Annotated in this window: 19 protein-coding genes and 2 pseudogenes; 7 read left to right on the forward strand and 14 right to left on the reverse strand. The window is 63.0% G+C overall.

Features of this window, described 5'->3' with window-relative positions:
* Positions 1–27: 27 nt before the first annotated feature.
* Complete coding sequence (locus ACQK2M_RS09135) at positions 28–759, forward strand: glutamine amidotransferase (RefSeq protein WP_425417530.1); 732 nt, start codon at positions 28–30, stop codon at positions 757–759.
* 38 nt (positions 760–797) lie between these two features.
* Here ACQK2M_RS09135 and ACQK2M_RS09140 read toward each other — a convergent pair whose 3' ends face one another.
* The 8 genes and pseudogenes from ACQK2M_RS09140 to ACQK2M_RS09175 form a co-directional block, all read right to left on the reverse strand.
* On the reverse strand, positions 798–1,124 hold the full coding sequence (locus tag ACQK2M_RS09140; RefSeq protein ID WP_425417531.1) for a hypothetical protein: 327 nt from the start codon (positions 1,122–1,124) through the stop codon (positions 798–800).
* Positions 1,125–1,291: 167 nt separating this feature from the next.
* On the reverse strand, positions 1,292–2,029 hold the full coding sequence (locus tag ACQK2M_RS09145) for a hypothetical protein (protein ID WP_425417532.1): 738 nt from the start codon (positions 2,027–2,029) through the stop codon (positions 1,292–1,294).
* A gap of 1,311 nt (positions 2,030–3,340) precedes the next feature.
* The gene (locus ACQK2M_RS09150) at positions 3,341–4,153 is read right to left on the reverse strand and encodes an IS5 family transposase (RefSeq protein ID WP_425416307.1); all 813 of its coding nucleotides are present in this window, start codon (positions 4,151–4,153) and stop codon (positions 3,341–3,343) included.
* 123 nt (positions 4,154–4,276) lie between these two features.
* Positions 4,277–4,726, reverse strand: a complete 450-nt coding sequence (locus ACQK2M_RS09155) for a hypothetical protein (RefSeq protein WP_425417533.1) — start codon at positions 4,724–4,726, stop codon at positions 4,277–4,279.
* Positions 4,727–5,035: 309 nt separating this feature from the next.
* A complete protein-coding gene (locus tag ACQK2M_RS09160) occupies positions 5,036–5,557 on the reverse strand; it encodes a Panacea domain-containing protein (RefSeq protein ID WP_425417534.1) in 522 nt (173 codons plus the stop codon).
* A 562-nt stretch (positions 5,558–6,119) separates the two neighbouring features.
* Positions 6,120–6,377, reverse strand: coding sequence for a hypothetical protein (locus tag ACQK2M_RS09165; RefSeq protein WP_425417535.1), 258 nt, complete (start codon positions 6,375–6,377; stop codon positions 6,120–6,122).
* A 115-nt stretch (positions 6,378–6,492) separates the two neighbouring features.
* Positions 6,493–8,151 (reverse strand): annotated as a pseudogene (locus ACQK2M_RS09170) (ATP-dependent helicase); the annotation flags it as partial.
* Between the two features lie 177 nt (positions 8,152–8,328).
* A pseudogene (locus ACQK2M_RS09175) lies at positions 8,329–9,177 on the reverse strand (ATP-dependent helicase); the annotation flags it as partial.
* A 140-nt stretch (positions 9,178–9,317) separates the two neighbouring features.
* Between ACQK2M_RS09175 and ACQK2M_RS09180 the strand changes: the two are divergent.
* The gene (locus tag ACQK2M_RS09180) at positions 9,318–10,379 is read left to right on the forward strand and encodes an aminopeptidase (RefSeq protein ID WP_425417536.1); all 1,062 of its coding nucleotides are present in this window, start codon (positions 9,318–9,320) and stop codon (positions 10,377–10,379) included.
* Positions 10,380–10,424: 45 nt separating this feature from the next.
* Here the strand turns inward: ACQK2M_RS09180 and ACQK2M_RS09185 are convergent, their stop codons facing one another.
* Complete coding sequence (locus ACQK2M_RS09185; protein WP_425417537.1) at positions 10,425–11,102, reverse strand: PRC-barrel domain-containing protein; 678 nt, start codon at positions 11,100–11,102, stop codon at positions 10,425–10,427.
* 211 nt (positions 11,103–11,313) lie between these two features.
* Here ACQK2M_RS09185 and ACQK2M_RS09190 point away from each other — a divergent pair, with 211 nt between their 5' ends.
* Positions 11,314–12,957, forward strand: a complete 1,644-nt coding sequence (locus ACQK2M_RS09190; protein ID WP_425417538.1) for an acyl-CoA synthetase — start codon at positions 11,314–11,316, stop codon at positions 12,955–12,957.
* A 7-nt stretch (positions 12,958–12,964) separates the two neighbouring features.
* Here the strand turns inward: ACQK2M_RS09190 and ACQK2M_RS09195 are convergent, their stop codons facing one another.
* A complete protein-coding gene (locus ACQK2M_RS09195) occupies positions 12,965–13,588 on the reverse strand; it encodes an SAM-dependent methyltransferase (RefSeq protein ID WP_425417539.1) in 624 nt (207 codons plus the stop codon).
* A 217-nt stretch (positions 13,589–13,805) separates the two neighbouring features.
* Here ACQK2M_RS09195 and ACQK2M_RS09200 point away from each other — a divergent pair, with 217 nt between their 5' ends.
* Positions 13,806–14,207 (forward strand): GFA family protein, encoded by a 402-nt coding sequence (locus ACQK2M_RS09200; protein ID WP_223475658.1) that lies wholly within the window; start codon positions 13,806–13,808, stop codon positions 14,205–14,207.
* A gap of 5 nt (positions 14,208–14,212) precedes the next feature.
* On the opposite strand, the gene ACQK2M_RS09205 is transcribed toward ACQK2M_RS09200, so the two are convergent.
* Positions 14,213–14,749 (reverse strand): TetR/AcrR family transcriptional regulator, encoded by a 537-nt coding sequence (locus tag ACQK2M_RS09205; protein WP_223475657.1) that lies wholly within the window; start codon positions 14,747–14,749, stop codon positions 14,213–14,215.
* Positions 14,750–14,867: 118 nt separating this feature from the next.
* Between ACQK2M_RS09205 and ACQK2M_RS09210 the strand changes: the two genes are divergently transcribed.
* From ACQK2M_RS09210 to ACQK2M_RS09220, 3 genes are read left to right on the forward strand one after another with little or no spacing between them, the layout of a single operon-like run.
* A complete protein-coding gene (locus ACQK2M_RS09210; RefSeq protein ID WP_425417540.1) occupies positions 14,868–15,992 on the forward strand; it encodes an efflux RND transporter periplasmic adaptor subunit in 1,125 nt (374 codons plus the stop codon).
* Positions 15,989–19,063 (forward strand): efflux RND transporter permease subunit, encoded by a 3,075-nt coding sequence (locus ACQK2M_RS09215; protein ID WP_425417541.1) that lies wholly within the window; start codon positions 15,989–15,991, stop codon positions 19,061–19,063. The genes ACQK2M_RS09210 and ACQK2M_RS09215 overlap by 4 nt, the downstream gene beginning before the upstream one ends.
* The gene (locus tag ACQK2M_RS09220) at positions 19,060–19,359 is read left to right on the forward strand and encodes a transcriptional regulator (RefSeq protein ID WP_425417542.1); all 300 of its coding nucleotides are present in this window, start codon (positions 19,060–19,062) and stop codon (positions 19,357–19,359) included. Before ACQK2M_RS09215 ends, ACQK2M_RS09220 begins: the two co-directional genes overlap by 4 nt.
* A 36-nt stretch (positions 19,360–19,395) precedes the next feature.
* On the opposite strand, the gene ACQK2M_RS09225 is transcribed toward ACQK2M_RS09220, so the two are convergent.
* The 3 genes from ACQK2M_RS09225 to ACQK2M_RS09235 form a co-directional block, all read right to left on the reverse strand.
* Positions 19,396–20,922 (reverse strand): helicase HerA domain-containing protein, encoded by a 1,527-nt coding sequence (locus ACQK2M_RS09225; RefSeq protein WP_425417543.1) that lies wholly within the window; start codon positions 20,920–20,922, stop codon positions 19,396–19,398.
* Between the two features lie 157 nt (positions 20,923–21,079).
* Positions 21,080–24,847 carry a response regulator gene (locus tag ACQK2M_RS09230; protein WP_425417544.1) on the reverse strand — a complete coding sequence of 1,256 codons (3,768 nt, stop codon included), beginning with the start codon at positions 24,845–24,847 and terminating at the stop codon, positions 21,080–21,082.
* A 125-nt stretch (positions 24,848–24,972) separates the two neighbouring features.
* Positions 24,973–26,637: a chloride channel protein gene (locus ACQK2M_RS09235; protein ID WP_425417545.1), complete on the reverse strand. Its 1,665-nt coding sequence runs from the start codon at positions 26,635–26,637 to the stop codon at positions 24,973–24,975.
* Between the last annotated feature and the right edge of the window lie 43 nt (positions 26,638–26,680).

Raw genomic sequence — 26,680 nt, forward strand, 5'->3', positions numbered from 1 at the left:
CGCGGCGTTCCTTCCAAGGCGGGCCCCATGAAACCGTTCCTGATCCTGCAATTGCGCCCCGAGGCGGAGGCCTCCGACGACGAGTTTCGCGCCATCCTGGACAAGGGCGGGCTGAGCGAGGATCGCGCGCGGCGCATTCGGCTGGAGCGCGAGGAACTGCCGGCGATCGACCTTGCCGATTATGCCGGCGTGATCGTCGGCGGCGGGCCGGGTTGCGTGTCCGACGCGCCGGAGGACAAGAGCCCGCTGGAAAAGCACATCGAGGACGAGGTGATGAGCCTGATGCCGGCGATCACCGGGGGCGACGTGCCGTTTCTCGGCTGCTGCTACGGCATCGGCATCCTGGCGCATCACCTGGGCGGCCGCGTCTCGAAGGACCGCTTCGGCGAGCCGGTTTCGGTGGTGCGCGCGACGGCGACCGAGGCCGGGCGGGCCGATCCGCTGCTTTTCGGGATCGACGGGCCGTTCGACGCCTTTGTCGGCCACAAGGAAGCGGTGCAGGACCTGCCGGAGGGCTGTGTGCATCTGGTGGCGGGCGATGCCTGTCCGTTCCAGATGATCCGCTTCGGCGAGAACGTCTATGCGACGCAGTTCCACCCGGAAGCCGATGGCGAGGTCTTCGCGCTGCGCATCCGCATCTATCGCGAGAAGGGCTATTTCGACCCCGGCGACGCGGAGCATCTGACGGCGGCGGCGCGGCGGGGCGACCCGCAGGCGGGCGCGCGCATTCTCAGGAATTTCGTCGAACGCTACGGCTAGTGCCTTTTTTCCATAGCAACTTGAGTTGCACCAGCCCTTCACTTCCCCGCGACGCGGCCCTCGGGCCGGTATTTGTCCATCACCGCATCGAGGCGGGTGTTGGAGATCGCGGGATTGGCGGCCTGGAGGCAGGGAAGCAGGATCGCCTTGTTGGCGGTTTCGCGCGCCCCGGACGCGCGGGAGCCTTGCGGGGCCGGGTTCACATTGGAAAAGCAGGCGACGAACTGGCCGGGCGCGATGTCCAGATCGGCGGCGATCTTTTCGACCGGGCGGTGCGGATCGTTCTTCAACGGTTGCCGCGCCAGCGCGGAATTCGCAGCAATGCCGGCCACGGCGACGGCCAGAACGAGCAGGTAGAAGCGCATGGGAGACCTCCGGATGCGTTTCGGATCATGGCACGATAGGGGCGGAATCGCGGCAGGCCCAGTTACAAATCGGTAAGGAAGAAGGGCAGGGCGCGCGCGATCGTCCCCGCGCGCCGGTTGTTCCGGCCGCAAGCGCCTTGCCGTCTTTGTCACGGGCGCACACCCGGTCACGACGTGTTCAGCGGCATCGCCGCCTGACACGCCAGCGCATGGCATTCGCGCAGGATATCGTCGGCCTCGTTTGCCGGCCGCTTGCGATGGCCGGGCGGAAGGCCGCGCCGCAGAAACGGGCGGTGCCAGGGACCGCGCAGGCCGGCATCGCGGCGGGCGCGCCGGCGAGCGAGGCGCTTCGCGTGGCCGTCGATATCGTCCAGCGCGCGTTTCAGCGCCTGAAGGCGGCGGCAGAGCGTGCGGGCGCTCACCTCCTCGTTCGGGTCGGCAAGCATGAACCCGTCCTGCGGGAAGGGGCGCAGGCCGTGCCAGCCCCGCGCATCGAAGCGGCGGGGCGGATCGGTCAACGGAAAGGCGGGAATGGCGGGCGCAGGTTTTCCGGGCCTGGCGGCAGGTTCGGCCCGTCTCGCGCGGGCAAGACCGAAATCGACATTTTCGAGAACGGTCACGCAGCCGGTTGCCCGCGTGACGGGCGCGGGCGCTTTTTGCGCGCGGGGTTTCGGGGGCGGAACCTCGATGCCGCGCGACGCGATGACGATCAGCCGGCGGGCGGCGGCCTCGGCCGGGCGCAACAGCCGGATGATCCTGCGCCAGACCCGGCGCGGCATCTCGTCCGCGCCGCCCTCGTCCAGCCCGGCATAGATGAACAGCACCGCGACGATGCGCAGGAGCGCATCGCGGTTGCGGGCTATGGCTCCGGGCCAGTCGAAAGTGTGGGCTTGCGCGGCGGTCATGGCGCAAGGGTAGGGGGAGGTGGTGGGGCGGTGGATGAGACGTTGGCGCGTCGTCCTGCGCTTTCCTTATAAGGCGCTGTTTTCACGAAGGATCTTTGTGTGTCGCTTCGCGACGACCCCCACCCTGTATCCCTCCCCACAAGGGGGAGGGAGGACGTGAGCATCGCTGCTCGCCGTCACCCTTCAGCCAGCGTGTGGCGCTGTATCGGCGCGGAGGAGCGCGGCGCAGTTGCGGTCGATGGCTGCGGGCCGGTGGAAAGTTTGGGTTTGAGCGGCGATTGTGGCGCAAGGGTAGGGGGCGGTTGCGGGGCGGTGGATAAGTCTTGCCGGGTTTGCGTGATTTCGGGCTTCTTTGAGGGCTCCGATCCAGGAGCCCCCGTTTCGGTTTTGCGGTTCAGGCCCGCACGACAATTCGCGACAGAGCCGATTACTCTGGCGCCGGTGTGAAACGCGCGTAATTGGGGCACTGGTCTGCGTGGAATGTCGCACATCCGGAGTATTTGTTTACGTGGTCATAGTTCGTGCAGCAGACCCGTTTCGTGCCGACCCGACCTGCCTTGAAGGTATTTGAAGCACCTCCGCTGCGCTGACTCGCCGAATTTCCATTGATGATCTGGGTATTGCTTTGCGCCTGGACGAGTATGAGGCTTGAATCGGCGCTCGCAATGGCCGGATTGAAGGTAACTGCCGAAACCAGCAGAACAGATGATACTGCGATATTCGATAGGGAATTCATCTTCCGATCCTCCTTTGTGGATACGGCAAGGATGACCTGTCCGTTACATCCGGGCTGTGCATTTCTGCACAAGCACCGGTGCCTGAATTCTTGACCCGACGCCTGCCCGAACCGCGCGGGGCAGCATGTCTGCGCCGTCCTCGTCGAGACCGGCTTGGATGAAGAGCGCATCGCGATTGCGGGCGATGGCTCCGGACCAGTCGAATGTGTGGGATTGCGCGGCGGTCATGGCGCAAGGGGCGGGGAAGGTGGCGACGCGGTGGATAAGACGTTGGGGAGTTGTCCTGCGCCTTCGTTACAAGGCGCTGTTTTCACGAAGGATCTCGGTTTGTCGCTCCGCGACGACCCCCACCCTGTATCCCTCCCCACAAGGGGGAGGGAGTTCGTGAGCATCGCTGCTCACCCGTCACCGTTGAGCCAAGCGGATGGGCGGTGCATAAGATTTGTCGATCGCCGAGGCTTTATCGGGAAGACGGAACTCGCGAATTTGTTCGGAAACGAGAAGCATCCGGATTTGTTGAAGAGGCGGATGCCGAAGCAGGCGCGTACATAACCATGAGAGTCCGACTCGAAACTCATGCTGACCGGGCCAGTCGTCGTGTGAGCAGCATGACGGATGCGGCGTAGAGGAAGACCTCGGCGGAGGCGATGGTGCCTTCGAAATCCTTGGCCAGCCGTCGGTTGCGACTGATCCAGGCGAATGTGCGTTCGACCACCCAGCGGCGCGGCAGGACGTGGAAGCCGATCTGGTTGGCGATCTTCTTGACCACCTCGATGGCGATGCATGTTGCATCCTTGACCCTCTGGGCGCCATAGGCGCTGTCGGCGAAGGTGATTTCGACGAAAGGGAAGGATCGTCGTGACGCCTTGAGCAGCGGGACGGCACCGTCACGATCCTGAATGTCGGCCGGATGCGCCTGGATGACCAAGGCCCGGCCATCGGTATCGACCATGGCGTGGCGCTTGCGCCCTTTGATCTTCTTGCCAGCGTCAAAGCCCCTGGGGCCGCCGGCCTCGACGGTCTTGACGCTTTGGCTGTCGATCACCGCCGCCGAGGGACTGGCCTCACGTCCGGTCCGTTCTCGATCGGTCATGACAAGGTGGTGATTGATTGTCTGGAACAGACCTTCGCGGCGGAAGCGCAGGAACCAGCCATAGACCGTCGTCATCGGCGGGAAGTCCTTGGGCAGAAGCCGCCAGGCGATGCCACCCCGCAGCACATAGAAGATGGCGTTCATGATCTCGCGCATCGGCCATTGACGCGGCCGGCCGGTCCTTGCCGGCGCCGGCATGAAAGGGGCGAGAATTTCCCATTCCGCATCACTCAGATCGCTTCCATAACGCAGATGATCGCGGCTATGCTGCCGCCGGGTGGCCGGTGTCCACATGAGGCTCTCCAAACTGGCTTTGACAACCGTTTGGAATCACATTCGGGACCGGCCATCCAGCCTCGCCCCGAGTTTCAGGACGGCCTCTAAGCCCTTGGAGCTCTTCCTCTTAAGAAAGTCCCTCTATAGGTCCTTCTGACGGAACAGGTCCGAAATCGACATCCCGCCGGGAAGGTGCAAACCGTATTTGGATTCCGCAGCGGCAGTGCCGTAGGTGGATACTATGTATTCGAATTGGTCCAACGACATCATGTGGGATTCGCTAAGCCGATAGCATCTGGATTTACGCGCTTGGCCACGGTTTCCAGTTGTGAGATCTAAAACAATAAGATCGTGAAAGTTTGGATCGTCGCGAAGATGAAATTCATAACCACCACGCATGACGAACGGAAGTACGTCCGGCATATCAAAAAGGATAGACCTTCTCGTCACCGCGACCACCGGCGAAACTATACCGTCCTTGATAATAATTCCGCGTATACTCGGCTTTATCCATAAGTTATTTGAGGCACGAAAGGGTTTTCGCCCAACATCAATCCAGCGATCTGCGTGCTCTCCAAGAAACTGGTTCATTCCCAGGGCCACTTCCACACATGCGCGCTGAACCCAATCCCTTTTGTCGAAGGCGCGCCTCCGAATATAGTCCTCCTTAAGCAGTCCAGACGGCATCAGCCTGCAATCACTGAAAGCAAGGTTGTATGACATGAATGCGCCACTGCGAGCATTAAGGACTGCTGTGGTGTCGCTAGGACGTATGTCCGCTAATCCAGGACTAGCGTGCTCGACGATATCTATTAGCTCTATGCTTAACCGCATTGCCGAATCCTCGTGCGAGATCAGAGGCCTATTCTAATGGATTCGAGATGATTCGGTATCTGCAAATTAGTTACCTACACGGCTTCCAAAGTTTTCCACAAAGAATTCATTGATCCATTCGTCTGGTATGCGATCGCGCAATCTCATTCCGCGCTCTGCGTTCCGAGCTCGCGTCCACGGAGTTCCGGGTCTGTGGGTAAGTCCGACTAATTCTCTAGCGCTGAATTTAACGTAATAGGAAATAACGTTATCGATATATTCGATATCTTCCTCCGGAATATGTTCAAATCCGGCCGGGATATGAGATTCTTTCAGATAGTCATAGATTAAAGCGGAGTTTGTAATTGGCTCTGCACCATTCTTTTTAAAGGCGTCAAATATCACTTTTACTACGGGGCCATTTTCCCATGCTTCAAAATGATTTCGTATGAGCCTCTTTCCGAACCTCGCACGGTAGAAACCATGTGCGAAATAGAGAAGCTTATTTATTTTAAGATTTGTGATTTGAAATTCGGTCGGGTTGAAACGATCGAGTATCAGGTTTGCAACCTCCCTTGCGTCAAAACCTTCATCGGCGTCAAATCGCATTTTTCAGTTTCTCGTTCTGACACGTATACATGATGCACGAAGAAAGCGTTCTTGTCTGTTTACCCAAGTGATGGCATCGATTATCCACGCGTTTCTAATCACCGCCTGAAATGAAATTTAGCTAAAATTGATTATTAATTTCTGTTGAAATGATCTCAGTCCTATAGACAAGGGGGCTTGGTTATCACGTATAATCGCGCCTGCGCGAGCGCCCATCCTGCGGAAGGTCACTCTTAGATTTTCACGTTTTTGCTTTACCGGTCGAGTGACCTTCCGCAGGATGGGCGCTCTGTTGGGCCTGAAGGCTAAAGCCTTCAGGCCCATTAAGCCAGTAGCCAAATTTCTGTTTTTGTCTTTGATTGGCGGCATTTTCTATGACCTCTTTAAAACGATTCTGCTATCGCTAATATAGCAGAAAAACTTTAAATTTCAAATAGTTATTGATTTTCCTCTTCCGCAAGCCCGTCCAGCACACGCTTCTGCCGGGCATTGTCGATATCGACCGTCAGCTTGTCGCCTTTCGCACAGGCTAGGGGCGAAGACATATTTCGAGATGGCTTCCCTATTCTTCCTCGGACGTACGGCGCATCGAGACAGATGAACTTATCTCAGCGAGTATGCCCAAGGTGACGCCGATCAAGATGGTGTAGATTCCCTTGTCTATAGCCTCGGCGCTCGTAGAGCTTAGATAGCGGTTGGCCGCGAACGCGTATCGTTCCGGGTCATCGATTGAGGCGACGAAAATCCCTGCGCTGACGCGAAGCGACCCGACTATCAGAGTCAGCCAAGCGATGATTTTTCCGAGCGATGTGAAAATCAATCTAGTCCCCTTTTCGAAGCCGGCGACTTGCCCCTCTCTTGCAAAAGCTAAGGGCTTAGCTTCGCTAAACCCAAGCTTTTGCTTTCTCCCCCGCCAAGGGGGAGAGGGGCGAACCTCACACCCGCTCCACAAACCCGTCCAGCACGCGTTTCTGCCCGGCCTTGTCGAAATCGACCGTCAGCTTGTTGCCTTCCACGGACACCACGTTGCCGTTGCCGAACTTCATGTGGAAGACGCGGTCGCCTGTCGTGAAGTCGGAGGGGGTGTCGGAGACGGATTTGGCGACGAGTTCGCCCTCTATGGTGCGGCCCTTGACCGATTTGCGGCCGGCGCCGTAGCCCGAGTCGGTTTCGCCATAGCCAATGCGTTCGACGCCGACGCCGGAGCGCGAACCCCAGTTTTGCGCGGTGCCGGCGTTGCGGTTTTGCCGGGCGCGCTGCCAGCCGGGCGAGGAGCGGTTGGCGGTGAAGGGATCGGCCTTGTCGAAGCGCGAGGCGCCATAGGAGCCGTAGCCGCCATAGTTGGATGACGGCTCGGCGACGTCGCAATGGTTGGCCGGCAGTTCGTCGAGAAAGCGCGAGGGCACGGTGGATTGCCACAGGCCGTGAATGCGGCGGTTGGAGACGAACCAGATGTGGCAATTGCGCTTGGCGCGGGTGAGGCCGACATAGGCGAGGCGGCGCTCTTCCTCCAGGCCGGAGCGACCGCCTTCGTCCAGCGCGCGCTGGTGCGGGAACAGGCCTTCCTCCCAGCCGGGCAGGAAGACGGTCTCGAACTCCAGCCCCTTGGCGGCGTGCAGCGTCATGATGGAGACGGCGTCCATGTCCTCGTTCTGCTCGGCATCCATGACGAGCGAGACATGCTCCAGGAAGGAGCGCAGGCTCTCGAACTCCTCCATGGAACGGACCAGTTCCTTGAGGTTTTCCAGCCGGCCCGGCGCATCGGCCGAGCGATCGTTCTGCCACATGGCGGTGTAGCCGCTCTCGTCGAGGATCTCCTCGGCGAGCAGGTGGTGCGGCGTGTTCTCCAGCCGCTCCTGCCAGCGGCCGAAATGCTCGACCAGTTCGCGCAGGGCGGCGCGCGGTTTCGGCTTCATTTCCTCGGTCTGGACGATTTCCCGCGCGGCTTCGAGCATGGGAATGCCCTGTTTGCGGGCGTGGTCGTGCACCATGCGCACGCTCGCATCGCCAAGGCCGCGCTTCGGCGTGTTGACGATGCGCTCGAAGGCGAGGTCGTCGGCCGGCTGCGCCACGACGCGCAGATAGGCCATGGCGTCGCGGATCTCCATGCGCTCATAGAAGCGCGGGCCGCCGATGACGCGGTAGTTCAGGCCAAGCGTGACGAAGCGGTCCTCGAATTCGCGCATCTGGAAGGAGGCGCGAACGAGGATGGCCATGTCGTTGAGACGGTGGCCCTTGGTTTGCGCGGCCTCGATCTCCTCGCCGACGGCGCGGGCCTCCTCCTCGGAATCCCACGCGGCGTGGACCTGCACCCTGGTGTGGTCCGGGTCGGACATCTCGGTGAACAGCGTCTTGCCGAGGCGGCCCTCATTGTGGGCGATCAGGTGCGAGGCGGCGCCGAGAATGTGCTCGGTCGAGCGGTAGTTGCGTTCGAGGCGGATGACGGCGGCGCCCGGAAAGTCCTTCTCGAAGCGCAGGATGTTGTCGACCTCCGCGCCGCGCCAGCCATAGATCGACTGATCGTCGTCGCCCACACAGCAGATGTTGATCTTGTTTTCGCTCGCGGCCGTGCGCTCGCTCCGCTCGCTGGCCTCCGCGGGGGCGGCCTGACCGGCCGACGGGCGGTCGCCCTTGCCGCCTTCGGCGGAGGGCGGGTAATCGGCGGGGAAGAGGGCTTCCGCGAAGCCTTCATTTTCGCTCACGCTGTCGCCGCTGCGCGGCTCGCTCCGCGAGGGCGCGCCAACGGGCGCGGCGGCCGGTCGGCCTTGCGGGCCTTCGGCCCGGGACTTCGGCCTCTGCGCCAGCAGGCGGAGCCACATATACTGGGCGGTGTTGGTGTCCTGGTACTCGTCGACCAGGATGTATCTGAACTTGTTGTGATACTCGGCAAGCACGTCTGGATTGTCGCGGAAGATGCGGATCGGGTGGCACAGGAGGTCGCCGAAATCGCAGGCGTTCAGCGTCTTGAGGCGGTCCTGGTAGGCGGTGAAGAGTTCGCGGCCCTTGCCGTTGGCGAAGGCGCGGGCGTCGCCCTCGGGGATGTCCTTCGGGCCGTAGCCCTTGTTCTTCCAGCCATCGATCATCTGCGCGAAGGTGCGCGGCGCCCAGCGCTTGTCGTCGAGGCCCTCGGCCTGGATGACCTGCTTGATCAGGCGGATCTGGTCGTCGGTGTCGAGAATGGTGAAATCCGAGCGCAGGCCGGCCAGTTCGGCGTGGCGGCGCAGGATCTTCACGCCGATGGAGTGGAAGGTGCCGAGCCAGGGCATGCCCTCGACCGCCTCGCCGACGAGGAAGCCGATGCGCTCCTTCATCTCGCGGGCGGCCTTGTTGGTGAAGGTGACGGCGAGGATCTGGCTCGGCCAGGCGAGGCCGAGCGACAGGATATGCGCGATGCGTGTCGTCAGCACGCGGGTTTTGCCCGTGCCGGCGCCGGCCAGCACGAGAACCGGGCCCTCGGTGGTTTCGACGGCGCGGCGCTGCTCGTCATTGAGGCCGTCGAGATAGTCGGGCGGCTGCGCCGGCCGGCGGGCCTGCATGGCGCGCGCGGCGAGTCCGGAAGGCTCGCCGACCGGGCGCGGGGGCTCGTCGCCGAAGGGAATGTCGTCGAAAGGATCGCTCATTGACACGGAATGTAGTGATTCGGGGCAGAAAGACCAGAACGGAACAGGAATGGCCCGAGTGGGCGCGCAGGTTTTTTCGGCGCGGGGTTTCGCGGAAATGGCCTGCGGCGGCTCGAAAGCCGTGCTATGGGCGAAACATGATGGGCGTGTTTGTTCGATTTGCGGTGGCGGCGGTGCTGGTTGCGGGGCTCAGCGGCTGTACCGGCATCTCCTATTACGCGCAGTCGGTGAACGGGCATCTGGAGATGCTCTCGGCGCGGCAGCCGGTCGCAAAGCTCGTCGACGATCCGTCGCAGCCGGCGGAACTGCGCGCGGAGATGGCGCTGGCAAGCGATATCCGCCGTTATGCGACGGATGAACTCGCGCTGCCCGACAACGCCAGCTACCGCAGTTATGTCGATACCGGGCGCGATGCGGTGACGTGGGCGGTGTTCGCGGCGCCGGAATTCTCCCTGGTTCCGCAGACATGGTGTTTCCCGGTTTTCGGCTGCGTGCCCTATCGCGGCTATTTCTCGCGGGACGCGGCGATCGAATTCGCGAAGGATGTGCGGGACGAGGGCATGGATGTCCATGTCACAGGCATCACTGCCTATTCGACGCTCGGCTGGTTCAGCGATCCGCTGCTCAACACGATGTTTCGCCGCGACGAGGCGTTTCTGGCGTCGCTGGTCTTTCACGAACTGGCGCATCAGCGGTTCTATGTGCGCAACGATACCGCCTTCAACGAGGCCTTCGCGGTCACGGTGGAAACGAGCGGGGTCAGGAAATGGCTGAAGGACAAGGGCGATGCGGCCGCGTTGGGGCGCTACGAGGCCGAACTGAAGCGCGAGGCGGATTTCCTCGATCTGATCGCCGAGACGCGAACCGAGCTGATCGGGATTTATCGCGGCGCGGACAGCGCTGCGGAAAAGCGCGCCGCGAAGGCGGCCGCCATCGACAGGCTGCGGGCGCGTTACCGGCGTTTGCGGGACGGGCGATGGGGCGGATATGCGGGCTACGATGCGTGGTTCGACACGCCGATCAACAACGCCAAGCTGGCGGCGACCGCCGTCTATAACGACCTCGTGCCGGCATTCGTCGACCTGTTCGAGGTCTGCTCGGGCGACTATCCGAAATTCTACGAGGCGGTCCGGCGGATCGGCGCGCTGGACAAGACAAAAAGGCTGGCCGCTCTCAAAGCGGCGCGCCGTTGCGGGACATGAAAAAGGGCGGCCGTTGTGGCCGCCCTTCTCGGTGCGAATGACCGGTTATTCGGCCGGCGCGGCAGGCGTTGCCGGCTCGGTCGCATTCGGATCGACGGGCGCGATCGCGCCGGTCATGCCCGAATCGGTGCCGAGTTCCTCGATCGTCTTCTTGCGCTGTTCATTGGCGGCCTGCTCTTCCTTCGTCACGAAAGAGGGAGCGGCTTCCAGCTCCTCGCGCGTGGTGTCGAGGACCAGCTTCATGTCGCCGGCTTCCACATTCTCGGAAATCGACAGGGCGTCGAAGCGAACGCCGACATCCTTCTCGCCAATGCCGAGGAAGCCGCCGACGCCGATAATGACGCCTTCCAGCTGACCGTCGGCGGAAACGACGAGGTCGTTGATGTCACCCAGCGTCTCGTCCTGGCCGTTGATGACGGTGTGGCCGACGAGCTTGGTCGAGCGATACTGGTTGTCTTCCTCGTAGATGAAGAACATCGAATCGTCGGCTTCGGCCATCTCGGTGGTTTCGGCAGCAGGCGCGACCTCTTCGGCCGGCGCTTCGCCGGTGATGGTTTCACCGGTGTCGGACCCCATCGTGTCCGTGTCCATCGAGTTGACGTCGTCGCCCGGCAGGATGACAGCCGGCTTGTCGGCCGGGGCCTGGTCCTGTGCAAATGCCGGCGCCAGCGGGGCGGCGATCAGGGCGATGAATGCGGTCGAAGTCAAAAGTGTGCGTTTCATGACAATCTCCTCTGTTCTGGCGACTGGAGGGTGCGCCATTGGGTCCACAACGGCGCCGAAGCCGAACATGTTCCTTTTTCGGTCGGGCACATATTTCGCCCGGGCTGAAATAGAATGTGATGGAACCGGCCGGGCGTATTCTCGTGGTGACGCGACCGCGCCGAGGCCCTATTAATCAGCGGAAGAGCGCCGCATTTTCGGGAGGAACCAGATGGAAGGCACGATCTATGGCGAGGGGCTGGAACGCAACGCGGCCAATTACCAGCCGCTGACACCGCTCAAGCATCTGGAGCGGGCGGCGGCCGTGTTTCCGGACCATGTCGCGATCATTCACGGTTCGCTGCGCAGGACCTATGCCGATTTCTACGCACGGTCGCGCAAGCTGGCCTCGGCGCTTCAAAAAGCGGGCGTTAAGCGCGGCGACACGGTGGCGGCGATGCTGTCCAACACGCCGGCCATGCTGGAAGCCCATCACGGGATTCCGATGGCGGGCGCGGTTCTGCTGTCGATCAATACGCGGCTCGACGCCGACATCATCGCGTTCCAGCTCGATCACGGCGAGGCGAAGGTGGTGCTGGTCGATCGCGAATTCGCCGATGTGATGGCCGCCGCGCTGAAGCGGGCGGAATGCAACCCGCTGGTGATCAATTACGACGATCCCGATTACCCCGAGGACGCGCCGTTCCCGAAGGGCGCGATGATCGGCGATATCGAATACGAGGCGTTAATCGCCGACGGCGATGCGGAGTTCGACTGGCAGATGCCGGCCGACGAATGGGACGCGATCTCGCTCAACTACACGTCGGGGACGACCGGCAATCCGAAGGGCGTGGTCTATCACCATCGCGGCGCGGCGCTGATGGGCTATGCCAATGTCATCGCGTCCGGCATGGCGAAGCACCCGGTCTATCTGTGGACGCTGCCGATGTTCCACTGCAATGGCTGGTGCTTTCCCTGGACGCTGGCCGTGCAGGCGGGCACGCATGTGTGCCTTCGCTGGGTGCGTGCTGGCGCGATGTATGACGCGATCGCGGATCATGGGGTGACGCATCTGTGCGGTGCGCCGATCGTCATGTCGCTGCTGATCAACGCAGCCGACGAGGACAAGCGCGATTTCCCGCAGACCGTGACATTCAACACCGCCGCCGCGCCGCCGCCGGAAAGCGTGCTGTCGGGCATGGCGGATGCGGGTTTCGAGGTGACCCATCTCTACGGGCTGACCGAAACCTACGGGCCGGCGGTCGTCAATGAGTGGCATGCGCAGTGGAACCTGCTCGACGGCCCGCACAAGGCGGCGCGAAAGGCGCGCCAGGGCGTGCGCTACACGGCGCTGGAAGACGTGACCGTGATGGACCCGGAGACGATGGAAAAAGTGCCCGCCGACGGCGAGACGCTGGGCGAGGTGATGTTCCGCGGCAATATCGTGATGAAGGGTTACCTGAAGAACCCGTCCGCGAGCGACGAGGCGTTTCGCGGCGGCTGGTTCCATTCCGGTGATCTCGGCGTGATGCACGAGGACGGCTATATCCAGCTGAAGGACCGGTCCAAGGACATCATCATCTCGGGTGGGGAGAACATCTCCTCGATCGAGGTGGAGGACACGATCTACAAGCACCCGTCCGTCGCCGCCGTGGCGGTCGTGGCACGACCGGACGAGAAATGGGGCGAGACGCCCTGCGCCTTCGTGGAACTGAAACCGGGCAAGGAGGCCTCAGCGGACGACATCATCGCCCACTGCCGCAACCTGATCGCGCATTACAAATGCCCGCGCCACGTGGTGTTTTCGGAGTTGCCGAAGACCTCGACGGGCAAGATCCAGAAATATGTGCTCAGGGAGCAGGCGAAGGGGGTGTGAGCGCGGTTCAGCGCCGTTCCAGGACGATCAGGTTGTCGATTACCTCGGCGGTCTGGCCTTCCGGGCCGGTCGCCTGCCGCGTGAGCGGGCCGACCTGAACCGTGGTCCAGCCTGACATGTCCAGCGCCATGCCGGCGAGGACTTCGTCCGCCGTGGAGAAGACGTGGTCGGGATTGCCGGAACGCCAAGGCAGGGCGGAGCCGTGGGTCGCGACCAGCAAGAGGCCGCCCGGCACGACAGCCGAAGCCGCCTGACGCAGCGCGTTGGCGCGGCCGAATTCGACCGGCGATTCCAGGAACATTGCGTAGACCATGTCGAATTCGCCTTGCGGGAATGTCTGCGACAGGTCGTGGCGGGCGAAGGTGACGCGGTCGGCGACACCGGCGCGTTCGGCATTGGCGCGGGCGAAGCCAAGGACGGTCGCCGAAACGTCGACGGCGGTGACGGTCCAGCCGCGCCCGGCGAGCCAGACGGCGTCGTCGCCCTTGCCGCATCCCAGTTCAAGCGCGCGGCCCGGCGTTCTTTTCTCGGCATATCGCACGAGGACGGTGGAGGGGCGGCCGGAGGTTTCGGGAGAGGCGTCGCGGTAAAGGTCTTCCCAGAAGGTTTCGGATTCACTCGGTGCGGTCATGTCGGTTCCAGCGGTTCGTGAAAGGGATGATGGCGTTCGGGGTTTCATGGAACTTCAATTGATACATGAAAACGGCGTTGTCAATATCACGTAAGTTTCATTGTTGCATGAAAAGTCACGACCGCGACCGAGATTTGGTGCTGCGCGATACGACCCGACCGTTTAAACGGTTTCCGGAGTGATTGTTCGGGCGAGAGCCGCATGGAAGGAGACAGACATGACCCATAAACATTCCGGCTCGTGCCTTTGCGGCGCGGTGGCGTTCGAGATCGATGGGGATTTCGACAAGTTCTTCCTGTGCCATTGCAGCCGCTGCCGGAAGTTTTCCGGGACGGCGCATGCGTCGAACCTGTTCTCCTTTAACGGCAAGCTGACATGGCTTTCCGGCGAGGAGAAGGTGAAGCTGTTCGAGGTGCCAGGCACGCGCTTCATGAAGGCGTTTTGCGCGGATTGCGGCTCGCCGATGCCGCGTGCCCGCGAGGAAGCCGTGGTCGTGCCGGCGGGCTGCCTCGACACGCCGGTCGACATAAAGCCGGACGGGCACATCTTCTTTGCCGACAAGGCGAATTGGGACGAGCATCTGGAGGCGGTGGAGACGTTCGATCAGCGACCGGGGTAGGTGGCTTACGCCGCTCCGATCATCGATGCGATCTTATCGAGAACGAGGCGGCGTTCCTCCTCGCCGAGAATGGCGGTTCCGAAGACCTGCTGGGCTCTCATGCCCTCCAGAACGAGGAACAGGGTGAGCACCGCGCCGGGATCGGGCGTTTCCTGGAGCATCCGGTCGAGAAGCTCGCGGTTGAACGTCTTGACCGGCGCCAGCAGGCACGGATCCTCGGCCAGCGCGGCCAGAAGGCCCGATGACGGCGGCGATTTCTCGTCCAGCGTCCTGACGACCTGATCCATGTAACGCGCCGCGAAATCGTTTCCCTGCAACCGGTCGGCCTTTTCGTCCAGCTCGGCGCGAAATTCATCCAGAAAACGCTCGACGAGGGCACGCATCAGTGCCGCCTTGTTGGGGAAATTGTAGAGCAGGCCGCCCTTTGACACGCCGGCGCGGGCGGCGACCGAGTCCAGCGAGAGATGCGCGGCGCCATCGCTCATGGCCAGTTCGGAGGCCGCCGTCAGGATCTTCTCGCGCGATGATTCTCCACGCGCCATCTGCGACCTCCCATTGACTTTACCGTCCAGACGGTACAGTAAACTGTCCCGGACCGCAACTGCCTTTCCAGCTGGATGGGTGCTGCCGCCGTCCAACGAACGACAACGGACCCCGTTCATGATCAAGAGATTCATCATCGCCTTCATTCTGCTCGTCGTGATTTGCGGCGGACTGGTGGGTTTCAACCTCTTCCGCGATCAGGCGATCGAGGATTTCTTCGCCAACATGCAGCAGCCGCCGGTCGCGGTTTCGACGACCGAGGTCCAGTCCGTTTCCTGGGAGCCGGCGATAAGGGCGATCGGGACGGTCAACGCGGCAAATGGCGTCGACCTGACGATGGAAGTGCCCGGCGTGGTCAAGGAAATCCAGTTCGAAGCCAATGCGACGGTCTCTGAGGGCGACCTCCTGGTCCGGCTCGACGACGAGGTGCAGCAGGCCGATCTCGCGTCGGCGAAATCCCAGCTGAGCCTCAACGAGCAGTCTCTGGTGCGTGCGCGCGAACTCCAGGAGCGGGGCGTCGGCTCGCAATCGACGCTGGAAACGGCGCAGGCGGCCGCGACGGCTTCGACATCGCAGGTGACCAAACTGCAGGCGGTGCTGAACCAGAAGCAGCTGCGCGCGCCTTTCGGCGGGACCATCGGTATCCCGCAGATCGATATCGGCCAGTATATTTCGCCCGGCCAGGTCGTCGCCACGCTGCAGGACCTCGAGACGATGAACGCGAATTTCACGGTTCCCGAGCAGCAGTTCGAATTGCTGGCGATCGACCAGCCGGTGCGCATCGGCCTCAGCGAGGATGATCTGCCCTTTACGGGAAAAATCACGGGTATCGATCCGAAGATCAATCCGGCCACCCGGCTCGTTTCCGTGCGCGCCGAAATTACCAATCCCGAGGGACGGCTGAACCCGGGCCAGTTCGTGCGCGTGCGCGTGGGCCTTCCGGTCGAGGACGACGTGGTCGTCATCCCGCAGACGGCGCTTGTCGCCAGCCTCTATGGCGACTTCGTCTTCCGGATCAAATCCGTCGAGGCCGAAGGGGATTCCGACGCCGAGCCGACGCTGACGGTCGAGCAGGTCTTCGTGAAGCCGGGACGGCGCTCCGACGGCACCGTGGAAATTCTCGACGGTCTGGCGGGCGGTGACGAGGTGGTCAATGCCGGGCAGAACCGGTTGTCCAACGGCGCCCGCGTGACGATCAACAACTCCGTTCAGCCCGACGGGGCGAAGGACAGCGCGCAATGAATATTTCCGCGCTCTTTATCCGGCGGCCGGTTCTTGCGACCGTCTTCGGCATCCTGATCCTGCTGCTCGGTTTCCAGGGCATCTTCAACCTTGCGGTGCGCGAGTATCCGGAGGTCGAGGAAACCGTCATCACGGTGACCACCGTCTATCCGGGCGCGTCGCCGGAGCTGATCCAGGGCTTCGTGACGTCGCCGATCGCCGCCGCTGTCGCGACCACCGAGAATATCGACTACGTGACATCGCAAAGCCGGCCGTCGGCCAGTGTCGTCACGGTGCAGATGAAGCTCGGCTCCAATCCGGACGTCGCGCTGACGGAGGTGATGTCGAAGGTTCAGCAGGTCCGCGGGCAGTTGCCCTCGGATGCGAAGGACCCGACCATCGTCAAGGGTACGGGCCAGCAGTTCGCGATCATGTATATCGCGATGCAGAACCCGAACATGTCGGCGGAACAGCTCACCGAATATATCGAGCGCGTCATCCGGCCGCGCATGTCGACCATCGAGGGCGTCGCCGAGGTGCAGGTGATGGGCGCGGCGAACTATTCGATGCGCGTCTGGATCGACCCGATACGCCTCGCGGCGCGCGGGGTCACCGCAGCGGAGGTCGTCGGCGCGATCAACCAGGCCAACTTCCTGTCCGCGCCGGGCAAGACCAAGAACGAATACGTCACCTATTCGATCACGACGGAAACGACGCTCAGGACGCCGGAGGCGTTCGGTTCGCTGCCGTTGCGGTCCAGCGGCGACGAACTCGTCCGGCTGCGCGACGTGGCGGATGTCGAACTCGCCGCCGAGAGCACCGACATGGTGGTCAATTTCAACGGCGAACCCGGCACGTTCATCGGCATTTTCCCGACCCCCGCCGCGAACCCGCTCGACACGGCGGACGCGGTCATCGCCGAATTGCCGGCCATCCAGGCGACGCTGCCGCAAGGCATGGAGATGAACCTCGTCTACAACGCGACCGAGGCCATCAGCGCGTCGATCGGGGAGGTCTTCAAGACAATCGGCGAGGCGGTGGCCATCGTGGTGGTGGTCATCCTGCTCTTCCTCGGATCGTTCCGATCGGTGCTGATGCCGATCGTGACGATCCCGCTCTCGCTGATCGGTGCCTGCGGGCTGCTTCTCGGCATGGGATATTCGATCAACCTCCTGTCACTGCTCGCCATGGTTCTGGCGATCGGCCTTGTTGTCGACGACGCGATCGTGGTGGTGGAGAATATCCACCGTCATATCGAGGAGGGGATGACCGCGCGAAAGGCGGCCTTTAAGGGCATGAGCGAAATATCGGGCGCGGTCGTCGCCATGACGCTGACCCTTGCCGCCGTGTTCGCGCCGCTCGCCTTTACCGGCGGGCTGACCGGTTCGCTGTTCAAGGAGTTCGCCTTCACGCTGGCGGGCGCGGTCGTGATCTCAGGTATCGTGGCGCTGACGATCACGCCGTCGATGAGCGCCCGGCTGTTGGCGCATGACGGAGAAAGCCGCTTCCAGGCCTTTGTCGACCGGACTTTCGAACGGCTGGAGAACTTTTACGAAAAGCTGGTCTCCGGGTCGCTGAAATACCGGCCGGTGACGCTGATGATCGTCATCGCGCTGGTGACGCTGACCGGCTTCCTGTTCGTGAAGACGTCGACCGAGCTCGCGCCCGAGGAAGATCGCGGCGCGCTGTTCTCGCTGATCACGGCGCCGCGCTATGCGACGAGCGACTACACGACCGTCTATGTGGACGAGATGCGGGAGAAGACGAAGGATCTGCCCGAACTCGACGCCAGTTTCTCGATCGTCGGTTTCGGCGGCCAGACGAATAGCGGCATCGCGGTCTGGGCATTCGACGACTGGAGCGAACGCGACCGGTCGCAGAAGGAAATACAGGGCGACATCCAGGCGCGCCTGTCCTCCATCACCGGGGTCCAGGCGCTGGTCTTCGCGCCGCCATCCCTGCCGGGCGCGGGCGGCGGGCTGCCGATCTCCGTGGTGATCCAGTCGACCGGCGATCCCAGCCTGGTCTACGAGGTGGCGGAGCAAATCCGGCAGAAGGCGCAGGCATCCGGACGGTTCATCGTCGTGCAGAACTCGCTCGCCTTCGACGCGCCGCAGGTGACGGTGTCGGTGGATCGGGAACGCGCCGCGGCGCTCAACATCCCCGCGAGCCAGGTCGGCACGACGCTCGGCGTGCTTGTCGGCGGCGGTGCGGTCGCCCAGTTCGACCGCGATTCCAACAGCTACGACGTGATCACGCAGGTGCCGCGCGAGTATCGGGAGAACCCGGAAAGTCTCGGCGATTTCTTCGTGCGGAGCGCGACCGGCGAGATGGTGCCGCTTTCGGCGGTGACCTCGGTCTCCACGGCGGCGTCGCCGGCCTCCATCGAGCAGTTCAACCAGCTCAATTCCGCGACGATCTCGGCGCTGCCGCTTCCCGGCGTGACCACGGGCGATGGCCTGCAGGCGATCGAGGAGATCGCCCAGGCGGCGCTGCCGGACGGGTTCTTCGTGGATTATTCCGGCCAGTCGCGGCTGGAGAAGGAGCAGGGCAACACGATCCTGATCGCCTTCGCGATGGCTGTGGTCGTCATCTACCTGGTGCTGGCGGCGCAGTTCGAGAGTTTCCGCGACCCGCTGATCATCATGATGGCAGTGCCGCTATCGATCTTCGGCGCGATCGTGCCCCTGAATCTCGGCCTCGGCACGCTGAACATCTATACCCAGATCGGTCTCATCACGCTGATCGGACTGATCACCAAGCACGGCATCCTGCTGGTGGAATTCGCCAACCAGCAGCGGACGCATAATGGCCTGTCGCGCCTGGATGCGATCATCGCCTCAGCGAAGGTCAGGCTGCGGCCCATCCTGATGACCACGGCGGCCATGTCGCTCGGCGTCGTGCCGCTCATCCTGTCGTCGGGCGCCGGCGCGGCCGCGCGCAACTCGATGGGGCTGGTGATCTTTTCGGGCATTCTCATCGGAACGATGTTCACGCTGTTCGTCGTGCCGATGTTCTACACCTTCATCTCCGCACGCGAACTCAGCCCCGAAACGGAGGATGATGCCGAGGCGACGCCGGAACACCCATGACGAGAAGACGCGGCAGCCGGAACAGCTTCGACTGGGCAGGGTTGGAGACCCTGTCCGTGGACGAGGATGAATTGATCACGCCGGCCCAGTGCCGGATGGCGCGGGCGGGTATCGTGATGTCGGTGCGCGAACTGGCGCGGCTGGCGGATGTGTCGGGGCTGGAAGTAACGCGCTTCGAGAACGGCAATGAGGGCGCGCTGCCCGAGATCGTCCGGCGCTTCCGGCTCATACTGGAATCGCGCGGCGTCCGGTTTCTGGATGGCTCCGAAGGCGGTGGGGTGGAAATCACCGAGTGAGGCAGCGCCGGTTCGCCCTCGCAGCGTCGATAATCGCTACTCCGCCGCTTCCACCCGCCCGTTTCCGTCGCTGAGCGGTGCGTCGGCGTTGCCGCCGGTTGTCTGGGCGTCAAGGTCGGGGAAGGCGGCGATGCGTTTGCCGGTGTGGTCCTGGTGCAGGACGATCAGGCCCTGTTCCTCGAACCAGTCGAGGAAGCGTCGTGCGCGGCGCGCGGAATGGGTGCCGTAGGCGCGGGCGATCTCTGCGTCGGAAGGGCATGGCCCGGCGGTGATCGCGGCTTTCGCCAGCATCAGGAAGACGCCCTGGAGATCGTCGGTCACGCCCGTGGCGAGCGACAGCGCCGTCTGCCAGGCTTCGCCGGAGGCCGTTTCCTCGTCGACGCCCGAGCGCGCAACGGCAAGGCGCAAGCGAAATTCCCCCATGGAGAGCGGCGCGCCGGCGATGCGGCGCATACGGCCGCGCATCAGGAAATCCTGATATAGTTCGGAGTCGGAGCGGAAGGCGGACTCCGCGCTGGCCGTGATGGCGGCGAGCGTCTCGGCGATCCAAACCTCAAGTTCCTCGGCGTCCATCGGCGGGCGGCGTCCGGGCGTTTCGGCTTCCGGTTCGGCCTGCTGGACTGACGCGGCGTGCGCGAGGTCCTCCATGATGTCGGTCGTCGCGCGCGGTTGTGGCGCGGCGCGGCGCGTGACGGGAGGCCGGGCGAAATCCTCGGGAGCCGGCGTGAAGATCAGGTCTTCGACGTCCTGCGGCGCGTCGGGAAGCGGCATCAGCTTGGGGCTCGACGAGCGCGCGCCGGTCTCGACCGGGCCGATCGTGACCTTGAGCGGGCGACGCGACATGGCGGGCCCGAGCGCGACGAAGGAGCCGCGCTGAAGATCGCGGAACTGCTCGGCCTGGCGGCGGTCCATGCCGAGAAGATCGGCGGCGCGGGTCATGTCGATGTCGAGGAAGGTGCGCCCCATCAGGAAGTTGGAGGCTTCCGCCGCGACGTTCTTGGCGAGCTTGGCGAGGCGCTGCGTGGCGATCACGCCGGCAAGCCCGCGCTTGCGGCCGCGGCACATCAGGTTGGTCATCGCGCCGAGCGATGCGCGGCGCGCGTCTTCGGCGACTTCTCCGCCGGCGGCGGGCGCGAACATCTGCGCTTCATCGACCACGACGAGGACCGGGAACCAGAATTCGCGGTCCGCGTCGAACAGCGCGTTCAGGAATGTCGCGGCGGCGCGCATCTGGTCGTCGATCTCGAGGCCTTCCAGCGTCAGCACGCAGGAGACGCGGTGCTGGCGGATGCGGTTGGCGATGCCGATCAGTTCGCCTTCGGACCGGTCGGCATCGACAACGATATGGCCGAAGGCGTCGGCCAGCGTGACGAAATCGCCTTCCGGATCGACGACGACCTGCTGGACCCATTTGGCCGACTGTTCGAGCAGACGGCGCAGCAGATGCGATTTGCCGGATCCGGAATTGCCCTGGACGAGCAGGCGTGTAGCCAGCAGTTCCTCGATATCGAGCTTCGCCGCGTCATGCATGGCGGTCGTTCCCATGTCGATGTCGACTTTCAAGGCCGGGCTCGCTGCGGTGATGGTTCGAGGACAGCCGGCAGAGACGCCGGCCCACCCCTCGATAGAGGATTCGCGGGCCGGACGGAAACCGGTTTGCGCACGGTCCACAGGCAGGAGGCGCACGAAACCGCATCAGTCGGGAAGACGATGCGATGCCTTAAAGGTTGTGTGCCCTGAAGTGGCTGCTGGAGAGCCACTCATTGACCTTGGCCAGCAGGGTGTCGGGGCTGATCGGCTTGGACAGGTAATCGTCCATTCCGGCTTCCAGACACTTCTCGCGGTCACCCTTGAGCGCATGCGCCGTGACGCCGACGATCGGCGTCCTGCGGCCGTTCAGCTCTTCGCGCTTGCGGATGATTTCCGTCGCCTCCAACCCGTTGAGTTCCGGCATGGAGACATCCATCAGGATAAGGCGCGGCGGCTTGCGGGCGCTGGTGTCGACGGCTTGTCTGCCATCGCCGACGATCTCGAAGGAGAAGCCGGAATCAAGCAGGATTTGCGAGAAGACGAGCTGGTTGACCTCGTTGTCCTCGGCAATCAGGACATCGAGAGCGAAATCGGTCGCTTCCGGTTCCGCGTCCTTCGCCTGCGCGACGGGGCCGCCGGGGGCTGGCTCAAGCGCGGGGTTTTCCCGAAGCGGGCGCGTGCTTGCCGTTTCCGGTACCTCTTCCGGGGCGATTGCCGCGGGCGAGGGTGCATTCGCGGTCCGGGAATCGCGGGTCCGTTCCGAAGAGACGATGGAGTTCACCATCGCATCGAACAGATGCGACGATCGTGCCGGCTTCATCAGGTTCTTGTGAATGCGCAGGCGGCGGATCTCGTCCGGCGAAACGCCATTGTCGACCGAGGTCAATATGACGATCGGCGTGTCGCTCAGGCGGCTGTCGGAGCGGATCGCGGCCGCGACGTCGGTGCCGTTCATGCCCGGCATCTGATAGTCGAGCACGATACATTCGAAGGGCGCGTCGAGGCGTTTCGCCTCGCGCAGGACCTGCAGTGCCTCGATGCCGGAACCGACCGCGCAGCTGTCGAACCGCCAGGCGTTCATCTGCTCCATCAGAATGGAGCGGTTCACCGAGTTGTCGTCGACGATCAGGACGCGCGCGCCGGTCACATCGGTCGAGGGAAGTTCCGGACGGCTGATTTCGCCGTGTTTGGGAAGCGTGATCGAGAACCAGAAGGTCGAGCCTTCATCGATCTTGCTTTCGACGCCGTATTCCCCACCCATCAGGCTGATGATGGAAGACGAGATGGCGAGCCCCAGACCGGTGCCCTCGTGGCGGCGGGTGGACGAGCCGTCGACCTGCGAGAATTTCTCGAAGACCGTCGCAATCTTGTCTTCCGGGATACCGATCCCGGTATCGGTGATCCGGAAGGTCAGTTTCGCCTCGTCGCCGAGATCGACGGCGTCCACGTTGATCAGCACGTGGCCCAACTCTGTGAACTTGACCGCGTTCGAGACGAAGTTGGTGATGACCTGGCGCAGCCGACCGACGTCGCCGACATAGGCGTCGTGGATCGCCGGGTCGACGCGAACGATCATCTCTATATCTTTCTGCTGCGCGCGTGCGGTCATCAGCGTGGCGACGTCTGTGACGGCCTCGCGCAGTTCGAAGGGTTGCGGATCGAGCTCCATCTGGCCGGCATCGATCTTCGAGAAGTCGAGTATGTCGTTGATGATCGTCAGGAGGGCGTTGCCCGACTTGATGATGACATCGGCAAAAGTGCGCTGCTTGCTGTCGAGATCGGTGGCGGTCAACAATTCCGCCATGCCGAGAACGCCGTTCATCGGCGTGCGGATCTCGTGGCTCATATTGGCGAGGAATTCCGACTTGGCGCGGTCGGCGTTCTCGGCCTTGATCTGGGCGTCGCGGAGCGCCTTTTCACGTTCCTTGAACTTGGAAATATCCTCGATGCGGATGACGAGGTAGTTCTTGCCGTCGGCCAGTTGCTCGCGCGACTTGAAAGCCTTGGCCGCGAAGACCGTGCCGTCGGCGCGCCGGATGTCGTGCTCGTGCGCGAAGGTCGTGCCGGTCTTCATGACCTCGTCCTCGAACATCGTGGCCTGGTTGGCGTTTTGCGGCCCGACGATGTCGATGGCTCTCTTGCCGACGATCTGGTCGACCGACAGGCTGTGAAGTTCGGCGAACGCCTTGTTGGCGATGACGCAGACGCCGTCGGTATCCTTCACGAGAACCGGGCTTGAGAGCCGGTCGAGGATGCTCTGGCCGAGCTCGGCCTTGGTGCGGGCGGCGATGGCTTCGTTCTCGCGCGCCTTCATCTCGTTGATGTCGGTCGTGATGCCGACGACATAGACCGACCCGTCCGAGCCGACGGCCTTCGATTTGCGTGCAAGGCGGTATTGCGGCGAACCGTCTTCGCCGACGCCGATTTCCTCGAGTTGCTGAACCTCGCCGGTTTCCAGCACCTTCCGGTCGGCTCGCATGTATTCATGGCCGGCTTCGCCGAAGACCTCCAGATCGGTCTTGCCCATGCTCTCGGCGACCGTGACGCCGGCGAATTTCTCCCATCCGGAATTGGCGTAAATCAGCCGGAGATCGGGTGTCTTGGCGTAGATCGCGGCCGGGATCGCCTCGATGATGTTCTGGTAGAGTTCGTTCTCGCGGACACGCTCGGCAAGCGCGATCTGCTGGTCCTTCAGTTCCGTGACATCCATCCTGAGGCCGATCAGCATGTTGTCTTCGGTTCTGATGTTGACGACCTTGTGCCAGTTGCCGGAACGGGCGCGGCGCAGCGATTCAAACCGGTGCTGATGATACTCATCCAGCTTGCGCCGTTTCCACTCCGACGGATTGGTGTCGTGCAGCATGTCTATTTCGGGATCTTCGCTGTCGCGCCACAGTTCCTTGGCATGCGCCAGATCGACCGCCGCCGAGAGCGGTTGGCCGGGCCGCATGGCGGGACCGAGAATCGGCTGGTCTTCCTGCAACCGGCGATTTGAGAGCAGGAAGCGGTCCTTGTCGTCATAGACGACGATGCCTATCGGCACATTGTCGAGGACTGTCTGCAGAAGCCGGAAGGATTTCTCGGTCTGAGTTTGAGCCGTCTCCAACTGGAGTTCGTGATCCTTTTCGGCGGTGATGTCGGTGCGTATACCGATGAAAATTCCGCTTTCGAGGCGGCGGTTGTCGATCTTGCACCAGCGTCCGTCGCGCAGCTGTTCAACAATCTCAAAATGGGTCTTGTGATGTTTGGCGACGCGGTCGGCTATTTCCTCGTCGAGTTCCGCTTCCGACAGATCCTCGGCCTTCAGATTCGTGGCGTAGACCTCGCGCAGGATGGAGGCGCGCATGACCGTCGACAGTTCGGCGCCGGGAACGAGCATGTCTGCTACGCCCGGATAGAGATCGTGCATCGCTCGGTTGGTGTAGAGTAGCCTGTCTTTTTCGTCATAGATCACGACGCCGGAGCCGATCGCGTCGAGGCTGGCCTCGATGATCTGGGTCAGGCGGCGCGTCTCGTCGCGCGCGCGCTTCATTTCCTCGAGCATGGAGATGATGTCGCTGAGGTCGTTTCCCGTTCCGCGATAGCCTTCGAATTCGCCGTTCTCTCCAAAGACCGGATGGCCGGAGACGGAAATCCAGTGTTCCTGGCCGCGCGGATCGACGAATTCGTAGATGAAGTCGCGAAAAGGTTCCCGGCGTTCCAGCACCTCGAGATGCGCTTCGGATTTTTCCTTGTTTTTCGTATGGTTGAGGAAGATGTCCCGGCGCGATCTTCCGATCATCTCCTCCGGGGATACGCCGGTGATTTCCTCCACGTCACCAGACATAAAGGTAAAGCGATGGTCCTTGTCGGTGACCCAGATCCACCCGGCGGAGCCCGAAACGATATTCTTGTAGTCGTCGAGGGTCGCGCCTTCCGGAAGGAGGGCCGCCGTGTCAGTTCGCGATCCGTTGTTCATCACTACCCTGCCGCAATCCAAAAGTTGCAGGCGCGCCGAACCACAACTTCAGCACGCGGTGTATGCAGAGTCGCCGAAACAGATGAACCACGCGTTAACCAAGCGCCGCTTTGGGCCGGCCGGGCTTATCTGTGCTCTTCGACCGAAGCGTCTATGAGAGCCTTGTTGAAATAGCGCAGCGCGCGCACCTGGGTCGCCCAGCCGACGATCTTTTCGGGCTCTCTGTCGTCGATGACAGGCAGGCGCGCATGCCCGCCCTTGTCGAACAGGCGCAGCGCGACTTCCAGCGTGTCGGATCGCTTCAGCGTGGGCGTGCCGGATTCGGTATCGTACTGTTCCGGTTCCGCATCGGGATCGAGCGGATCCATGAAATCCATCACGCGGCGCGAGCGGGTGAGGGCGCGGTGTGGTCCCTCGCTGACGAAAAGGCCACGCATCTCGAGCTGCCACTGGAAATAGGAATGGGCATGAACCGCCTGGTTGATGCCGTAGGCGATGGCGACGGTGAGAAGCAGCGCGATCGACAATGCATAACCGCCCGTCAGTTCGAACACGATCATGATGGTAGAGAATGGCGCGCCGAGAACGGCGGCGGCGACGGCGCCCATGCCGAGGATCGAGTAGAGCCCTTCGCTGGAGGCCAGTTCCGGGAACGCCGAGGCGGCGATAAGCCCGAAACTGCCGCCGGCCATGGCGCCGAGATAGAGCGACGGCGAGAAGATGCCGCCGCCGAACCGCGAGGCAAGCGTGATCGCGGTCGCCGCGGTCTTGGCGACGAGCAGCATCAGCATCATTCGAAGCGGGAGATTGTTGTTCAACGCGTCGTCGGTCGTTTCGTAGCCGACGCCGAGCACTTCCGGAAACACAACGGCGATCGCGCCGACGCCCGCTCCGCCGACGACGGGACGCAGCCATGTCGCCATGTTGATGTGGCGCGCGACCCAGTCCGTCGCGACGAGCGAGAACTGCAACAGGATCGCGACGACGGCGCAGGTGACGCCGAGAAGCGCGAAGGCCGGGAACTCCCAGTAGGAGGTGATCTGGTGGTCCGGGATGATGAAGGCCGCGACATCGCCGAACCAGAAGCGGGTGACGAGCGTGCCGACAACCGAGGAAAGCACGATGGGCACTATGGCCGACAGCGCATAGTGGCCGAGCACGACTTCGTGGGCGAAGATCATCCCGGCGATCGGGGCGTTGAACGAGGCAGAGACCGCGCTGGCGACGCCGCAGGCGAGCAGGACGCGGCGCGCGGAATCCGGCAGGTGCAGCCGGCTGCACAGGGTCGAGCCAAGGGTCGCGCCGAGATGGACGACCGGCCCTTCGCGGCCCGCGCTGGCGCCGGAGCCGAGCGACAGGGCGGTAATGAGGGCCGACGAGATTCCCGGCCAGAAGGGAAGACCCCGCTCGCCGAGGACTCGGGCCTCCATGACATCCGCGACGCTGAAGGTTCGCTGTTTCGACTGGATCGTCTGCAGCAATATGCCGACGACGAGGCCGCCGACGACCGGTGCGGCGAAGATGACGATCTTCGGAATGCCGGCGGCGGCGCTGACCACCGATTCCGACGTGGTGCCGAGCCACAGCAACTGGACGAGCCCGATGGCCTCGCGGAAGAGCACGGCCGCAATCGCGACGACCAGCCCGATGATCACCGAAAGAAGCCAGACCGCGGGCAGGCGGCGGCCGGTGAAATCGCGCAGGTTCGTCGTCATCTCGGACAGGGCCGCCGAGAAGCCCGTCTGGAGCATTGCCAGCAGGCGGCGCAGGGGTGAAGGCGTGTCTGACATGGTACCGCCGCGGCCGACTCCGTAAGCGTGAAGTTGCGAATGC

Origin of the sequence: Oricola indica (assembly GCF_965227485.1) — a bacterium.
In the GTDB taxonomy this organism is placed as follows: Bacteria; Pseudomonadota; Alphaproteobacteria; order Rhizobiales; family Rhizobiaceae; genus Oricola; species Oricola indica.

Excerpts from the sequence above, each read along its gene's own strand:
- ACQK2M_RS09135 (WP_425417530.1), top strand. The coding sequence starts at position 28 with ATGAAACCGTTCCTGATCCTGCAATTGCGCCCCGAGGCGGAGGCCTCC.
- ACQK2M_RS09140 (WP_425417531.1), bottom strand. The coding sequence starts at position 1,124 with ATGCGCTTCTACCTGCTCGTTCTGGCCGTCGCCGTGGCCGGCATTGCT.
- ACQK2M_RS09145 (WP_425417532.1), bottom strand. The coding sequence starts at position 2,029 with ATGACCGCCGCGCAAGCCCACACTTTCGACTGGCCCGGAGCCATAGCC.
- ACQK2M_RS09150 (WP_425416307.1), bottom strand. The coding sequence starts at position 4,153 with ATGTGGACACCGGCCACCCGGCGGCAGCATAGCCGCGATCATCTGCGT.
- ACQK2M_RS09155 (WP_425417533.1), bottom strand. The coding sequence starts at position 4,726 with ATGAACCAGTTTCTTGGAGAGCACGCAGATCGCTGGATTGATGTTGGG.
- ACQK2M_RS09160 (WP_425417534.1), bottom strand. The coding sequence starts at position 5,557 with ATGCGATTTGACGCCGATGAAGGTTTTGACGCAAGGGAGGTTGCAAAC.
- ACQK2M_RS09180 (WP_425417536.1), top strand. The coding sequence starts at position 9,318 with ATGGGCGTGTTTGTTCGATTTGCGGTGGCGGCGGTGCTGGTTGCGGGG.
- ACQK2M_RS09185 (WP_425417537.1), bottom strand. The coding sequence starts at position 11,102 with ATGAAACGCACACTTTTGACTTCGACCGCATTCATCGCCCTGATCGCC.
- ACQK2M_RS09190 (WP_425417538.1), top strand. The coding sequence starts at position 11,314 with ATGGAAGGCACGATCTATGGCGAGGGGCTGGAACGCAACGCGGCCAAT.
- ACQK2M_RS09195 (WP_425417539.1), bottom strand. The coding sequence starts at position 13,588 with ATGACCGCACCGAGTGAATCCGAAACCTTCTGGGAAGACCTTTACCGC.
- ACQK2M_RS09200 (WP_223475658.1), top strand. The coding sequence starts at position 13,806 with ATGACCCATAAACATTCCGGCTCGTGCCTTTGCGGCGCGGTGGCGTTC.
- ACQK2M_RS09205 (WP_223475657.1), bottom strand. The coding sequence starts at position 14,749 with ATGGCGCGTGGAGAATCATCGCGCGAGAAGATCCTGACGGCGGCCTCC.
- ACQK2M_RS09210 (WP_425417540.1), top strand. The coding sequence starts at position 14,868 with ATGATCAAGAGATTCATCATCGCCTTCATTCTGCTCGTCGTGATTTGC.
- ACQK2M_RS09215 (WP_425417541.1), top strand. The coding sequence starts at position 15,989 with ATGAATATTTCCGCGCTCTTTATCCGGCGGCCGGTTCTTGCGACCGTC.
- ACQK2M_RS09220 (WP_425417542.1), top strand. The coding sequence starts at position 19,060 with ATGACGAGAAGACGCGGCAGCCGGAACAGCTTCGACTGGGCAGGGTTG.
- ACQK2M_RS09230 (WP_425417544.1), bottom strand. The coding sequence starts at position 24,847 with ATGAACAACGGATCGCGAACTGACACGGCGGCCCTCCTTCCGGAAGGC.
- ACQK2M_RS09235 (WP_425417545.1), bottom strand. The coding sequence starts at position 26,637 with ATGTCAGACACGCCTTCACCCCTGCGCCGCCTGCTGGCAATGCTCCAG.